Source organism: Epibacterium sp. ABZ3_068 (genome assembly GCF_056159265.1).
In genome coordinates, this window is sequence record NZ_JBSWUV010000001.1 from 1,080,194 (window position 1) to 1,093,806 (window position 13,613).

Consider the following 13,613-nt stretch of genomic DNA (forward strand, 5'->3'; position numbering starts at 1 on the left):
GGATCAATTCACGGCCATCGTCCCGTATGACGACCTTCCCGATCCCTTGAACCTCGCCTTAGAAAACGCCCCAGATCGCGAGGCCCTTGCTAAGACAGGTACGGCTGGGCACGGGAGATCCCGTACCCAGCCTGAAACTTGGGAGTATAGAGAACAATTTCACTGGGAAATTGCAGCCCTTACTTCCCCCAAATCGGCGATTAGGCCAGCTCGACTTCCGCGCCAGCTGCTTCCAGCTTCGCTTTGATGTCTTCTGCTTCGGCTTTGTCGACGCCTTCTTTGATCTTGCCACCTTCTTCGACCAGACCTTTTGCTTCTTTCAGGCCCAGACCGGTGATCGCGCGAACTTCTTTGATCACGTTGATTTTCGAAGCGCCGGCGTTCTTCAGAACGACGTCGAATTCGGTTTTTTCTTCTTCAGCTGCGCCGCCGGCGTCGCCACCAGCTGCCATGACAACTGCGCCGCCAGCCGCGGGCTCGATGCCGTACTCATCCTTCAGGATGGTTTTCAGTTCTTGTGCTTCCAGCAGGGTCAGACCAACGATGCTTTCCGCGAGTGCTTTCAGATCAGCCATTTTCTTAGCTCTTTCCGTATAAAGTGTGTGTGTTCCAACGTAGAGGTTACATCTCTACGCCAGTCAGTCAGTTCCAACCGCTTACGCAGCTTCCGCCTTCTCTTCGATGGTCGAAAGGATGCTTGCGATGTTGCTTGCAGGTGCGCCAATTGCGCCAGCGATGTTGGAAGCCGGTGCGCCGATGCAGCCAGCGATAGAAGCAATAAGCTCCTCGCGGGAAGGCATCTTCGACACGGCAGCAACGCCAGCACGATCCAGAGCGTTTTCACCCATTGCGCCGCCGAGGATTACGAACTTGTCGTTATCTTTGGCAAAGCCCTCGGCAACCTTGGCCGCAGCCACAGGATCCTCGGAATAGGTGAGAACGGTCATGCCCGTCAGCAGGTTCGTCATGCTTTCACACGGCTTACCCTCAAGGGCGATTTTGGCGAGCCTGTTCTTGGCAACACGCACAGAGCACTCCGCGTCACGAGCACGTGCGCGAAGGTCTTGCATCTCAGAAACTGTCAGACCGACGTAGTGGGATACGACCACAACGCCAGAGCTTTCGAAGATCTGGCCGAGTTCCTCGACCACTTTCTCTTTCTGGGCTCTATCCACAGTTCTCTCCAAGTTTAGGGATGAAAATCACCCCGGCTCATTTTGTGCCTGACCTTGTGACCAAGGCCCGGCGTTCGGGTCCGTTTTACGGGATGAGCCAAAATCTGCCCGAGGGTTAAAAATCCCTCGATCTTTCTGGTCTTTACCCGTCTCAGGAGGGAAATTAAGGCCAGATCGACAAGCCACCCACCATCTTGGACGAAACGAAATGAAGCGCACGACGAATCGCACGCTTCATTGCGTGCCCGTGCTTAGTCCCAATCCGGAAGATTTCCAAGGGGTAAATCAGCCGCACAGGCCACTTTGCGAAAACTTTATGACACCCGCAAACAAAAACGGGCGAGCCTCGCAAGACTCGCCCCAATCAATCCCTCGAAAGGATCGAAAATTACTCGCTGACAGCGCCTTCGACATCAACGGTCACGCCCGGACCCATTGTGGAGGACAGCGCAATTTTCTTCATGTATGCGCCTTTGGCACCCGACGGCTTTGCCTTGGCAACCGCAGAGATGAAGGCTTTGACGTTCTCAACCAGCTTTGCTTCGTCAAAGGACGCTTTGCCAACACCGGCGTGCACAACGCCACCTTTTTCCGCTTTGAACTGAACTTCGCCACCTTTGGCTGCTTCCACGGCCGCTTTCACGTCCATGGTCACGGTGCCAACTTTGGGGTTCGGCATCAGGTTGCGCGGGCCCAGGATTTTACCCAGACGACCAACGATCGGCATCATGTCCGGAGTCGCGATGCAGCGATCAAAGTCAAGGTTACCTCCCTGAATGGATTCCATCAGGTCTTCTGCACCAACAACGTCAGCACCTGCTGCTTTTGCTTCGTCAGCCTTCGGACCACGTGCAAAAACTGCAACCCGCATGGTTTTACCGGTGCCATTTGGCAGGCCGATCACACCACGAACCATCTGGTCTGCGTGACGGGTGTCAACGCCCAGGTTCATTGCGATTTCGATGGTCTCGTCGAACTTGGAAGTTGCGTTGGCCTTAACCAGTGCAACAGCTTCTTCAACGGTCAGGTTTTCTTTGCCAGCGAAGGCTTCGCGCGCTGCGCGGGTACGTTTACCGAGCTTTGCCATGATTTAGCCTTTCACCTCGATACCCATAGAACGGGCCGAGCCCAGGATGATCTGCATTGCTGCTTCAACGTCGTTCGCGGAGAGATCTTTCATCTTCGCTTCGGCGATTTCACGAACCTGTGCAGCAGTTACAGTCGCAACAACTTCACGACCAGGTGCTTCTGCACCACGGGGGCGGTTACGCTTACCAACCGGCTTCAGGCCAGCGGCTTTTTTCAGGTAATAAGACGCAGGGGGCGTCTTGATGTCCATAGTGAAGGACTTGTCCTGATAATAAGTGATCACGGTCGGGCACGGCGCACCGGCTTCCATTTCCTGCGTCTTAGCGTTGAACGCCTTGCAGAATTCCATGATATTGATACCGCGCTGACCCAGCGCCGGACCAACCGGCGGGGATGGGTTTGCTTGACCTGCAGGGATCTGCAGCTTCATTGTACCAGCAAGCTTCTTGGCCATCTGGTTATCTCCTTTTCAACACCCCGCCGACGCGTCATTGGGGTTTCTCATGTTGTGTGGTCCGGCTTTGACATCGCGATGCCATAGCCTCCCACGCTCAAAGCCGCGCCTTGGACAAACCAAAAACGCGGCCTGTTTCATCAGGACTGCTTGGTGACCTGAGTGAAATCCAGTTCGACCGGGGTTTCCCGGCCAAAGATCGACACGGTGACCTTGAGCTTCTGATGCTCGTCGTCGACCCCTTCGACCATACCGTCGAAATCTTCGAACGGACCATCGTTCACTTTGACCTTCTCCCCGACTTCGAAGGAAATCAAAGTACGCGGCGTCTCTTCATTCTCGCTCACGCGGTTCAGAATACCGTTCACTTCCGCATCGCGCATCGGCATCGGGCGGCCTTGCGGGCCGAGGAAACCGGTGACGCGGTTGATCGATGAAATCAGGTGATATCCGCGATCAGACATCTCCATGTGCACAAGAACATAACCCGGCATAAAGCGACGCTCGGTGGTCACCTTCTTGCCGCGACGCACCTCAATCACCTCTTCGGTCGGAACCAGAACCTCGTCGATCTCGTCCTCAAGGCCCTTTTCGATCACCTCGGCACGGATCTGTTCTGCGATTTTCTTTTCGAAGTTCGAAAGAACGCTGACCGAATACCACCGTTTCGCCATGAACCTGATCGTCCTTGTCCTGCCGCGCGCATTTACAGCCCGCACATCGTTTCTAATTCAACTCACGCCCATCCGCATTTGCGTCGTGACCGTGCCCAACAAAAATCGGCGTGCAACCGAATCGCCACACGCCAACGTCAGGGATAGCGGCTCAACTACCCCCACTCATCCACAAGATCAAGGGTAAGCCGCATTACACGCTGCGAAAAGAGGGGAGTTTTTCTACTCCCGCTCACGTCACATCAGTTTAGGATAAAACCGATACCAGACTGGATGGTAAAATCCACCAGCACAAAAAACACGCCTGTCGATGCAGCCATGACAAACAAAATGGCCGCGGTCAGCAGCACTACCGACTACCCGCCATCAACCGAGAATGACCCCAAGGCCAGACTTGATGGCCAGATCGACGAGCGCAAAGAACACGGCCGTCAATGCAGCCATGACAAATACCATGACAGTGGTCAGCAACACTTCACGGCGAGTCGGCCAAACGACTTTGGAAACCTCGGCACGGACTTGCTGGATGAACTGAACTGGATTGATGCTGGCCATTTGGCTGCGTCTCTTTTTGCTATGATGCGATCTGCGGGGATTTAACTGGTGTTGCGCCTCATTTCAAGGGCAGCGTATGAAAACTGCGATCTGGCTGCAAATGCGCTGCGTTCCCCCTCCGTTGCCTTGTCCGAAGCCCGCATTTACAAACCTAGTCTAAGTTTTGCGTTGGCGACCCGGTAAGGCAAATGAATTGAGGCAGAAACGCACCTCTGATCTGTCCGACGCCTGAGCTGCCTGAAGCCAAATCAGCGCAGCCTGAATCAATTCTATATTAATTTTCTTATCCTAACTTGGTTCGCACTACGGGTTTTGGTGCAGGAACGCACCCCGCCGCATCAGCGCATCGCAAGTGAGATAGGATTCCATGACCGTCGCAAAACGCCTCAGCAAAGCAAAACGCCTTGAGCGCGATCAAAAGCTCGAAGACGCCGCCAAGGCATATGGGGACATTCTTGATCATTTCCCCCAGAACGCCAAAGCTCGCGAAGCGCTCGCCTCATTGCGAAATCGTTTAAAAAACATTGATGAGCCACCCTCCGATCTGATCGACCAGATAAAGCGCGACATCTCTGACGGTAACATTGCGCAGGCTGCGTCAAATTGCGCCAGCAACCTGAATACCTACCGCAAGTCTCACTTCCTGTGGCAAGCCCTGGGACAATGCCACATGCTGCGAGGTGCCCTGAACGAAGCTGCAACCTGCCTAAACAAGGCGATGGAGCTCAACAGCAAGAGTGGCAAAACCTTTGGCCTGATGGCCAGCGTTTGCGCCAAACAGGGGCAACTGGAAAATGCGCAAGCGCTTTATCGCAAAGCCTTGCAACTTGAACCACAAAACACTGTACTGCTGAATGATTTCGGAAATCTCCTGCTGGCGCTTGGCCAAGCAAGTGAAGCAGTGGCCTTCTTGCGAATCGCAAGCGATACAGCGCCCGAAAACGCGAAGGTTTTGTATAATTACTCCAGCGCGTTACGTGAAACCGGTCAGTCGGCGGAGGCAGAAAAAACCCTTGAGCGCGCCATCGCAGAGGATCCGAAACTTCAGCCTGCCCTTTTCAATCTCGGCCTTCTTCATGTCGAAAAGGGCGATAACGAAAAGGCACTTCCGTATTTGCAAAAGGCTGAAGCGGAATGTCCAAACTGCGACCGCACCAAGACTGCGAAGCTTCACGCGATGGCTCATCTAAACGACTGGCACTGGGCCGAAGAGTATCATCTCAATCGTAGGTTCCTGGGGCTTCAGGGCACTGCCTGCTCCCCCTTTCCCCTGATGGCGATGGAAGACAACCCGGATCTCTTGCGGATTCGCACACAGGCTTATGCGGGTGAAAAAATCCCTGTGATGACAGCCCCGTTACGTCGCGCCCCTTCCCAGCGGCCCCAACGCTTAAAGATTGGCTATTTCTCATCCGACTTCCACAATCATGCGACACTGCATCTGATGGGCGGCTTGTTTGCAGCGCATGACGATGAACGTTTCGAGATATTTGCCTATTCCTTCGGCCCGAACATTCAAGATGAAGGCCGCGCGCAGGTTCAGAATCACGTTGATCACTTCATTGAGGCCTCGGAGCTTTCGAACAAGCAGCTGATAGACCGAGCGCACCAGGATCAGTTGGACATTGCAATCGATCTTAAAGGCTTCACGGGCAACAACCGCTGTTCCATATTTGGAGCTCGTTTGGCCCCAATTCAAATTGCTTACCTGGGATACCCAGGGACGATGGGCACAAATGTTTACGACTACATGATCGCGGATTGGCAGGTGTGCCCTCCTGGGAGCGAGCGGTATTACGATGAACATCTCATCCGGATGCCACACAGCTACCAAATCAACGACCGGAATCGCGTCATTTCCAACACGCCAGTCACGCGTGCGGATTGCCATCTTCCCGAGAACGGGTTCGTTTTCTGTTGCTTCAACAATAGCTACAAGATCACACCAGCTGAGTTCGACATCTGGATGCGCCTGCTGGGCCAGGTCGAAGGTAGCGTGCTTTGGCTGCTCGATACGAGCGAAACCTCCAAGGCGAATCTGAAGGCCGAAGCCGAAGCACGCGGAATTTCTGCTGAGCGTCTCGTCTTTGCGGAACGCATGGGGCAGGCTGAACATTTGGCGCGTCACCAGCTGGCAGACCTTTTCCTCGATACCTTTGTGGTAAATGCCCATACTACGGCGAGCGACTCACTTTGGTCTGGCCTACCTGTCCTCACCATGGTCGGCAAACAATTCGCAGCACGAGTCAGTGCCAGCCTGCTATCGGCAGTTGGGCTGCCAGAGCTGATCACCAGCACGCCAGCAGCATATGAACGCCAGGCTCTCGCTATCGCTCAGGATCCTGCACGACTTAACGACATCAAGTCGCGGCTAAGTGCAAACCGAATGACCATGCCGCTATTCGACACGCATTGTTTCACGCGCGACCTCGAAGAAGGGCTGGACCTCGCCTTTGGCCGCTGGATGAAAGGTGAGCTTCCGGACCATATTGATGTTGCCACATCCACCAGTGGGTACACGTTGATGCCGAACTCAGCTGCTGTCGCCTGAGAGCGATCTTTGCACCAAAGGCGCACTGCTACACATACAGAACAAACCGGATTCGACCACGTGTCGTGTCCGGTCAATTCGTATCAGTCTGATTGAAAAATGGCAGGGGCAGCAGGGTTCGAACCCGCGACCTACGGTTTTGGAGACCGTCGCTCTACCAACTGAGCTATACCCCTATGGTGCGGGTGTTCCTAAGCCACTGTCGCAACAGTATCAAGAGGGAAATCGCTGCAAAATCCCCTCATTCGACGTCAGCACTGGCAGGGCTGGTTTTGCTGGTCTATGACAGGCGGAAAAAGGACCCGAAAACGTGAGCCTTCGCAAGAAAATCGCCAACAGCCCTCGTTTTAACCGCGCGGTAGAGGGCTTTTTCGCGGCTTATGTACGATTCGCCTACAGGACTTCCCGATGGCGGCGTGAAGGTTTCGATGAGATGGATGCCTGTGTTGCCCGTGGGGAGCCGGTTATTTTTGTCCTGTGGCACCAACGGTTGATCATGGCACCTTTTATTTTCGACACGACAAAAGGTCGGATCTGTGCACTGACATCTGCAGCACGTGCCGGGCGGCTGGCAGGGCAAATTCTCGTGCGTCTCGGGTTTGAGACCATTCCAATGTCCAGCCACCAACGCCATGTGGCCCTGTCGCGCGAAGTATTGCGTCGCACTAAAGACGGCTGTTCTATTGGCCTTGCGGCCGACGGGCCACGAGGCCCCGCTCGCCAGTCTTCGCAAGTACCGGTCATGTGGGCGCGGATGACAGGTTCCCGGGTTTTCACCGTCGCATTTGCTGAGAAACATGTACTGAAGATCCCAACATGGGACAAACAAATGCTCCCCCTCCCCTTCTCGCGCGGAGTGTTCCTCTGCAAAGAATGGACGGAAACCGTGCCCAAAAAACCAACTGAACAGGACGTTGCGCGTCTGCAATCCGATATTTCGCGGGCCTTGGACACCGTCACAGACCAAGCAGATACCATGGCAGGCAGACACAACAAGCTTCGGTGAACTTAATGAGGGTCAGACCTCTTCGCCGCGGATAGAACGGCCGACACGACAGTTTCGATCCCCTTTTCCAATTCAGATTCGCTCTGCGCGCGCTGAGAAATTCCGACTGCACAGGCCAGTAGCAGCCCGGCCAGTTCCGTTGACTGCGGCCCAAAGTCAACCTCCAGAACTGGCGCTAGCAAATCGATAACCCACTGTTCTTCCGTATTTCGGCGATCTTCGTAGAGCGATTTTTTTCCTGCCAAAAGCTCATCGGCATGCGGTGACCCCTGAAGAACCCGGAACACTGTTAGTGATTTGCCAATCAAGGCGGCGGAGATCCGGCTTGCCGCGGTTGTCTCCTGTGCCAAATTTTTTCGAAACTCTGCTGCCAAACGGCTCTGAAACCGGTCGACAACCGCAGCGAACACGGCGTCTTTTTCCGGGAAATACCCGTAAAGCGTGGCCTTTGCGACGCCCGCCTCATTCGCCAGACCTCCCATCGTTGCTGCCCTGAGGCCAAGCCGCAGAAACATGGCTTCTGCTGCGTCCAGAATAGCTTCTTGTTTTCGCAACCCCCGGGTTGAAAGTGTCATGGCGCGCTTCTTATATCATATTGAACGATTTGAGTTCATTTTGTTCATTAATGGAGGCCTATAGATGGCGACTAATTCCAATACTACGGTTCTTCTGACCGGGATAACAGGGTACCTCGGGGGACATATCGCGCTTGAACTTCTCCGGTCAGGCTATCACGTCAGAGGCACAATGCGAAATCTGGCGCGCGCCAATCATGTGCGCAAAACGCTGTCCGAGCAGGGGGCAGATCTGTCAAAGCTCACATTTGTGGAACTCGACCTTACACGGGACACCGGCTGGAATGAGGCTGCAGCAGGTGCGGAATACCTGATGCATGTGGCTTCACCATTTGTCACGGCTATGCCAGAGGACAAAATGAAACTGGTTGGCCCGGCAGTCGAAGGCACGGAACGCGCGCTTCAGTCAACCCTAAAAGCCGGAGTGAAACGGGTTGTCTTAACATCATCCAGCGTGGCGATCGTCAACGGGCGTGGCCAATCAGGCCCGGCTGAACTTGGCCCTGAAGATTGGGCTGATCCGGACAGCGGGACATTGAATGCCTATGCAGAGTCAAAGACACGAGCTGAAATGCGGGCATGGGATATTATGCAGGCGGCCGGAAGGCCCCAAGATCTGACGGTAATAAATCCGGGTTTCATCCTTGGCCCGCTGTTGGACGAAGACCCCGGCACATCCGGCGATCTGATACGTCGCATGTTGAATGGAGAGTTTCCGGCGGTCCCAGATCTTTACCTTCATCTTGTGGATGTGCGCGATTTGGCACGGATCCATTGCGAAGCGCTGACAAATGAGGTGACCTTTGGCCGCAGAGTGCCCGCTGCGTTTGAAATCCAATCACTTCGCGAATTGGGGGACGCACTCAAGGCTGCGCTTCCAGAACGCGCTAGCCGGTTGCCGAAGCTGACGCTACCTGATTGGACAGTGCGAATCTACGCCCTGTTCAACGCTGATATTCGGGCAAATTTAGTGGAACTTGGCTACCGGCCGCGCCTGGACGCCAGCCGTGGTATGACGTTGCTCAAACGGGATCCCGTACCAGCGAAAGAAACAATATCCGACATGGCCAACAGCCTTAGACAACATGGGTTACTGACCGGGTGAGGGGGCTTTAACCAATAGACATGAAACAAATGCAAAAAGGGCGCCCCTTGGGGCGCCCTTTCCGTAAGTCACATCAGACGAGTTGATTACTCGGTGATTTTAGACACAACGCCGGCGCCGACGGTGCGGCCGCCTTCGCGGATCGCGAAGCGCAGACCGTTTTCCATCGCGATCGGTGCGATCAGCTCAACGTCGAACTTCAGGTTGTCGCCAGGCATAACCATCTCGGTGCCCTCGGGCAGAGTAACGGTGCCGGTGACGTCGGTGGTGCGGAAGTAGAACTGCGGACGGTAGTTCGCGAAGAACGGGGTGTGACGGCCACCTTCTTCTTTGGTCAGAATATAGGCTTCTGCTTCGAACTTGGTGTGCGGGTTCACGGAACCGGGCTTACACAGAACCTGGCCACGCTCAACACCTTCACGGTCAACACCACGCAGCAGCGCGCCGATGTTGTCGCCTGCTTCACCGCGGTCCAGCAGCTTGCGGAACATTTCAACACCGGTACAGGTGGTTTTGGAGGTGTCGCGGATACCAACGATTTCGATCTCGTCGCCGACGTTGATCACGCCGCGCTCAACACGACCGGTCACAACGGTACCACGACCAGAGATCGAGAACACGTCTTCGATCGGCATCAGGAACGGCTGGTCAACAGCGCGCTCAGGGGTGTCGATGTAGTCGTCAACAGCCGCCATCAGCTCTTTGATTTTCTCTTCGCCGATTTCAGGCTTGTTGCCTTCCATCGCCGCCAGAGCGGAGCCTGCAACGATCGGAATATCGTCGCCCGGGTAGTCATAGGAAGACAGCAGCTCGCGGATTTCCATTTCCACCAGTTCCAGCAGCTCTTCGTCGTCGACCTGGTCAACTTTGTTCATGAAGACAACCATCTTCGGGATGCCAACCTGGCGGCCCAGCAGGATGTGCTCACGAGTCTGCGGCATCGGGCCGTCAGCGGCGTTCACAACCAGGATCGCGCCGTCCATCTGCGCCGCACCGGTGATCATGTTCTTCACATAGTCAGCGTGGCCGGGGCAGTCGACGTGTGCGTAGTGACGGTTTTCGGTCTCATATTCCACGTGGGCGGTGGAGATGGTGATGCCGCGTGCTTTTTCTTCCGGTGCGCCGTCGATCTGGTCGTAGGCCTTGAAGTCACCAAAGTATTTGGTGATCGCTGCGGTCAGCGTGGTTTTACCGTGGTCAACGTGGCCGATGGTGCCGATGTTGACGTGCGGTTTTGTACGTTCAAACTTTTCCTTAGCCATGAGAGGCCTCCTTTTCGTTGAGAAGGGCAGGCACCCTTGCCTACCCTCCAATTTTGGGAACGCTTACGCGTATTTCGCCTGGATCTCGTCAGAGATGTTCTGCGGAACCGGATCGTAGTGCGAGAACTGCATGGTGAACTGGGCGCGGCCAGAAGACATCGAACGCAGAGTGTTGATGTAGCCGAACATATTCGCCAGCGGAACGTTTGCATCAATCGCAATCGCATTGCCGCGCGGCTCTTGACCGGACACCTGACCACGACGGGAGGTGAGGTCACCAATGATGCCACCGGTGTATTCTTCCGGAGTGATCACTTCTACTTTCATGATCGGTTCCAGAAGTTTCGCGCCGGCCATTTTCATGCCTTCACGCATACACATACGGGATGCGATTTCAAAGGCCAGAACGCTAGAGTCCACATCGTGGAACTTACCGTCGATCAGAGCAACCTTGAAGTCGATCACGGGGAAGCCAGCCAACGGACCGGAGTCCATGACGGACTGAACGCCCTTTTCAACACCCGGGATATATTCCTTGGGAACAGCACCACCAACGATGCGGCTCTCGAAGGAGAAACCTTCGCCTGCTTCGGTCGGGGTGATGATGAGTTTAACCTCACCGAACTGACCCGAACCACCAGACTGTTTCTTGTGGGTGTAGGAGTGCTCAACCTCGTGCGAGATGGTTTCGCGATAGGCCACCTGCGGCGCACCAATGTTCGCTTCGACCTTGAACTCGCGACGCAGACGATCAACCAGGATGTCCAGGTGAAGTTCGCCCATGCCTTTCATGATGGTCTGACCAGATTCGAGGTCAGTCTCAACACGGAAGGACGGATCTTCGGCAGCCAGACGAGCCAGACCTTGAGACATTTTCTCCTGGTCACCTTTGGTCTTCGGCTCAACCGCGATTTCGATAACCGGGTCGGGGAAGGTCATGGTTTCCAGAACAACTGGCTCTTTGGCGTCGCAAAGAGTGTCACCGGTGGTGGTGTCTTTCAGACCCGCCAGCGCGATGATGTCACCCGCGAATGCTTCATCAATCTCCTCACGGTTGTTGGAGTGCATCATCATCATACGACCGACGCGCTCTTTCTTACCTTTGGTGGAGTTGAGGATGCTGTCGCCCTTGTTCAGCACGCCAGAGTAAACGCGTGTGAAGGTCAGGGAGCCAACGAAGGGGTCGTTCATGATTTTGAACGCCAGGCCAGAGAAGGCCATTTCGTCGTCGGCGCGACGTGCGATGTTACGTTCTTCGGTTTCGTCACCAGGTGCGAAGCCCATGTAATCAACAACGTCGAGCGGGCTCGGAAGATAGTCGATCACAGCGTTCAGCAACGGCTGAACACCTTTGTTTTTGAACGCGGACCCACCCAGAACCGGAACGAAGTCCAGCGCAAGGGTGCCTTTGCGCAGCAAAGCACGCAAAGTGGCGACGTCAGGCTCATTGCCTTCCAGGTATTCCATCATCGCGTCGTCGTCTTGCTCGACGGCCGCTTCGATCATCTTACCACGCCATTCGTCGGCCATGTCCTTGAGCTCAGCGCGGATTTCACGCTTTTCCCAGGTCGCGCCGAGGTCTTCGCCGATGTAGACCCATTCCTGCATGGTCACGAGGTCAACCAGGCCTTCCAGCTCGGTTTCCGCGCCGATCGGAATACCAACCGGAACAGCACGTGCGCCGGTGCGGTCTTCGATCATGTTCACGCAGTTGAAGAAGTCCGCGCCGATTTTGTCCATCTTGTTGACAAAAACAATACGCGGAACCTTGTAGCGGTCAGCCTGACGCCACACGGTTTCGGTCTGGGGTTCAACGCCAGCGTTGGCGTCCAGAACACAGACTGCACCGTCGAGAACCGCCAGCGAACGTTCAACTTCGATAGTGAAGTCAACGTGGCCGGGGGTGTCGATGATGTTCAGACGGTGCTTTTCGGTGTCTGCGGTCTTACCGTCTTCGGTGCGTTCCCAGAATGTGGTGGTCGCAGCCGAAGTGATGGTGATGCCGCGTTCCTGCTCCTGCTCCATCCAGTCCATGGTGGCCGCACCATCGTGCACCTCACCAATGTTGTGTGATTTACCAGTGTAATACAGGATGCGCTCGGAGCAGGTAGTTTTACCTGCATCGATGTGCGCCATGATACCGAAGTTACGGTAGCGGTCGAGCGGATATTCGCGTGCCATTTGGAATCAGCCTCTGAAGGTTTACCAGCGATAGTGCGAGAAGGCTTTGTTTGCCTCAGCCATCTTGTGCGTGTCTTCGCGCTTCTTAACGGCAGTGCCACGGCTTTGTACAGCGTCAAGCAGCTCACCGGCGAGGCGTTCTTCCATTGTGTTCTCGTTGCGACCACGTGCGGCGGTGATCAACCAGCGGATTGCCAGTGCTTCGCGGCGCTCGGGGCGTACTTCAACCGGAACCTGATAGGTTGCACCACCAACACGGCGGGAACGAACCTCAACAGACGGTTTTACGTTGTCCAGCGCTTCGTGGAACACTTCCACAGGGGCGCGTTTGACTTTGGTCTCAACGCGGTCCAGCGCGTTATAGACGATTTTCTCTGCAACCGACTTTTTGCCGTCGATCATCAGGTTGTTCATGAATTTGGTCAGAACGCGGTCGCCAAATTTGGCGTCGGGCAGGACTTCGCGTTTTTCTGCGGCGTGACGACGTGACATCTATGCCTCTCCTTCTTACTTGGGACGCTTTGCGCCGTACTTCGAACGACGTTGCTTACGATCTTTAACACCTTGGGTATCCAGAACACCGCGCAGGATGTGGTAACGGACACCCGGAAGGTCTTTTACACGACCGCCGCGGATCAGAACTACGGAGTGTTCCTGAAGGTTGTGGCTTTCACCCGGGATATAAGAGATCACCTCGAAACCGTTGGTCAGACGAACCTTCGCAACCTTACGCATCGCGGAGTTCGGTTTCTTCGGTGTAGTGGTGTAAACGCGGGTGCAAACGCCACGCTTCTGAGGGCACTGCTCCAGGTGCATGGATTTGGAGCGTTTTACTTTCGGCTGCCGCGGCTTGCGGATCAGCTGTTGGATCGTTGGCATTCCGGTTATATCCCCGTTTTGCAACATTTCGTCATGCACAAACCCTCGGGCTGTGCGGCTCATTCTTCTCGCGCAGGCCTCGGGATCAGATCCTTAGACAAGCGCAA

At 55.1% G+C, this 13,613-nt stretch carries 14 protein-coding genes and 1 tRNA gene; 3 read left to right on the forward strand and 12 right to left on the reverse strand.

The features are described from left to right. Window positions 1-200: 200 nt before the first annotated feature. The 6 genes from rplL to secE all read right to left on the reverse strand — a co-directional run bounded on the left by rplL (window position 201) and on the right by secE (window position 3,947). Window positions 201-575 carry a 50S ribosomal protein L7/L12 gene (gene rplL, locus ACXAEW_RS05030; protein ID WP_153217278.1) on the reverse strand — a complete coding sequence of 125 codons (375 nt, stop codon included), beginning with the start codon at window positions 573-575 and terminating at the stop codon, window positions 201-203. Window positions 576-656: 81 nt separating this feature from the next. Next, on the reverse strand, window positions 657-1,175 hold the full coding sequence (rplJ, locus tag ACXAEW_RS05035) for a 50S ribosomal protein L10 (RefSeq protein WP_474940286.1): 519 nt from the start codon (window positions 1,173-1,175) through the stop codon (window positions 657-659). A 388-nt stretch (window positions 1,176-1,563) separates the two neighbouring features. After that, window positions 1,564-2,262, reverse strand: a complete 699-nt coding sequence (gene rplA / locus ACXAEW_RS05040; RefSeq protein ID WP_474940287.1) for a 50S ribosomal protein L1 — start codon at window positions 2,260-2,262, stop codon at window positions 1,564-1,566. A 3-nt stretch (window positions 2,263-2,265) separates the two neighbouring features. After that, on the reverse strand, window positions 2,266-2,718 hold the full coding sequence (gene rplK / locus ACXAEW_RS05045) for a 50S ribosomal protein L11 (RefSeq protein ID WP_474940288.1): 453 nt from the start codon (window positions 2,716-2,718) through the stop codon (window positions 2,266-2,268). Between the two features lie 140 nt (window positions 2,719-2,858). Continuing rightward, on the reverse strand, window positions 2,859-3,392 hold the full coding sequence (nusG, locus tag ACXAEW_RS05050) for a transcription termination/antitermination protein NusG (RefSeq protein ID WP_474940289.1): 534 nt from the start codon (window positions 3,390-3,392) through the stop codon (window positions 2,859-2,861). A gap of 366 nt (window positions 3,393-3,758) precedes the next feature. After that, the gene (secE, locus tag ACXAEW_RS05055) at window positions 3,759-3,947 is read right to left on the reverse strand and encodes a preprotein translocase subunit SecE (protein WP_474940290.1); all 189 of its coding nucleotides are present in this window, start codon (window positions 3,945-3,947) and stop codon (window positions 3,759-3,761) included. Between the two features lie 367 nt (window positions 3,948-4,314). Between secE and ACXAEW_RS05060 the strand changes: the two genes are divergently transcribed. Beyond that, window positions 4,315-6,498, forward strand: a complete 2,184-nt coding sequence (locus tag ACXAEW_RS05060; RefSeq protein WP_474940291.1) for an O-linked N-acetylglucosamine transferase, SPINDLY family protein — start codon at window positions 4,315-4,317, stop codon at window positions 6,496-6,498. A 100-nt stretch (window positions 6,499-6,598) separates the two neighbouring features. Here the strand turns inward: ACXAEW_RS05060 and ACXAEW_RS05065 are convergent. Beyond that, window positions 6,599-6,674 (reverse strand) — tRNA-Trp (locus ACXAEW_RS05065). Window positions 6,675-6,808: 134 nt separating this feature from the next. Between ACXAEW_RS05065 and ACXAEW_RS05070 the strand changes: the two genes are divergently transcribed. Beyond that, window positions 6,809-7,504: a lysophospholipid acyltransferase family protein gene (locus ACXAEW_RS05070; protein WP_474940292.1), complete on the forward strand. Its 696-nt coding sequence runs from the start codon at window positions 6,809-6,811 to the stop codon at window positions 7,502-7,504. Between the two features lie 2 nt (window positions 7,505-7,506). Here the strand turns inward: ACXAEW_RS05070 and ACXAEW_RS05075 are convergent, their stop codons facing one another. Further along, window positions 7,507-8,079, reverse strand: coding sequence for a TetR family transcriptional regulator (locus tag ACXAEW_RS05075; protein ID WP_474940293.1), 573 nt, complete (start codon window positions 8,077-8,079; stop codon window positions 7,507-7,509). A gap of 64 nt (window positions 8,080-8,143) precedes the next feature. Here ACXAEW_RS05075 and ACXAEW_RS05080 point away from each other — a divergent pair, with 64 nt between their 5' ends. Continuing rightward, the gene (locus tag ACXAEW_RS05080; RefSeq protein ID WP_474940294.1) at window positions 8,144-9,184 is read left to right on the forward strand and encodes an NAD-dependent epimerase/dehydratase family protein; all 1,041 of its coding nucleotides are present in this window, start codon (window positions 8,144-8,146) and stop codon (window positions 9,182-9,184) included. A gap of 86 nt (window positions 9,185-9,270) precedes the next feature. Here ACXAEW_RS05080 and tuf read toward each other — a convergent pair whose 3' ends face one another. The 4 genes from tuf to rpsL all read right to left on the reverse strand — a co-directional run bounded on the left by tuf (window position 9,271) and on the right by rpsL (window position 13,506). After that, entirely contained in the window at window positions 9,271-10,446 is a 1,176-nt protein-coding gene (tuf, locus tag ACXAEW_RS05085) for an elongation factor Tu (RefSeq protein WP_474940295.1), read from the reverse strand. Between the two features lie 63 nt (window positions 10,447-10,509). Further along, the gene (fusA, locus tag ACXAEW_RS05090) at window positions 10,510-12,627 is read right to left on the reverse strand and encodes an elongation factor G (protein WP_474940296.1); all 2,118 of its coding nucleotides are present in this window, start codon (window positions 12,625-12,627) and stop codon (window positions 10,510-10,512) included. A 21-nt stretch (window positions 12,628-12,648) separates the two neighbouring features. Then, window positions 12,649-13,119, reverse strand: a complete 471-nt coding sequence (gene rpsG, locus ACXAEW_RS05095) for a 30S ribosomal protein S7 (protein ID WP_474940297.1) — start codon at window positions 13,117-13,119, stop codon at window positions 12,649-12,651. Window positions 13,120-13,134: 15 nt separating this feature from the next. After that, window positions 13,135-13,506, reverse strand: a complete 372-nt coding sequence (rpsL, locus tag ACXAEW_RS05100) for a 30S ribosomal protein S12 (RefSeq protein ID WP_005621086.1) — start codon at window positions 13,504-13,506, stop codon at window positions 13,135-13,137. Window positions 13,507-13,613 lie beyond the last annotated feature (107 nt).

Excerpts from the sequence above, each read along its gene's own strand:
- rplL (WP_153217278.1), bottom strand. The coding sequence starts at position 575 with ATGGCTGATCTGAAAGCACTCGCGGAAAGCATCGTTGGTCTGACCCTG.
- rplA (WP_474940287.1), bottom strand. The coding sequence starts at position 2,262 with ATGGCAAAGCTCGGTAAACGTACCCGCGCAGCGCGCGAAGCCTTCGCT.
- rplK (WP_474940288.1), bottom strand. The coding sequence starts at position 2,718 with ATGGCCAAGAAGCTTGCTGGTACAATGAAGCTGCAGATCCCTGCAGGT.
- nusG (WP_474940289.1), bottom strand. The coding sequence starts at position 3,392 with ATGGCGAAACGGTGGTATTCGGTCAGCGTTCTTTCGAACTTCGAAAAG.
- secE (WP_474940290.1), bottom strand. The coding sequence starts at position 3,947 with ATGGCCAGCATCAATCCAGTTCAGTTCATCCAGCAAGTCCGTGCCGAG.
- ACXAEW_RS05060 (WP_474940291.1), top strand. The coding sequence starts at position 4,315 with ATGACCGTCGCAAAACGCCTCAGCAAAGCAAAACGCCTTGAGCGCGAT.
- ACXAEW_RS05075 (WP_474940293.1), bottom strand. The coding sequence starts at position 8,079 with ATGACACTTTCAACCCGGGGGTTGCGAAAACAAGAAGCTATTCTGGAC.
- ACXAEW_RS05080 (WP_474940294.1), top strand. The coding sequence starts at position 8,144 with ATGGCGACTAATTCCAATACTACGGTTCTTCTGACCGGGATAACAGGG.
- tuf (WP_474940295.1), bottom strand. The coding sequence starts at position 10,446 with ATGGCTAAGGAAAAGTTTGAACGTACAAAACCGCACGTCAACATCGGC.
- fusA (WP_474940296.1), bottom strand. The coding sequence starts at position 12,627 with ATGGCACGCGAATATCCGCTCGACCGCTACCGTAACTTCGGTATCATG.
- rpsG (WP_474940297.1), bottom strand. The coding sequence starts at position 13,119 with ATGTCACGTCGTCACGCCGCAGAAAAACGCGAAGTCCTGCCCGACGCC.
- rpsL (WP_005621086.1), bottom strand. The coding sequence starts at position 13,506 with ATGCCAACGATCCAACAGCTGATCCGCAAGCCGCGGCAGCCGAAAGTA.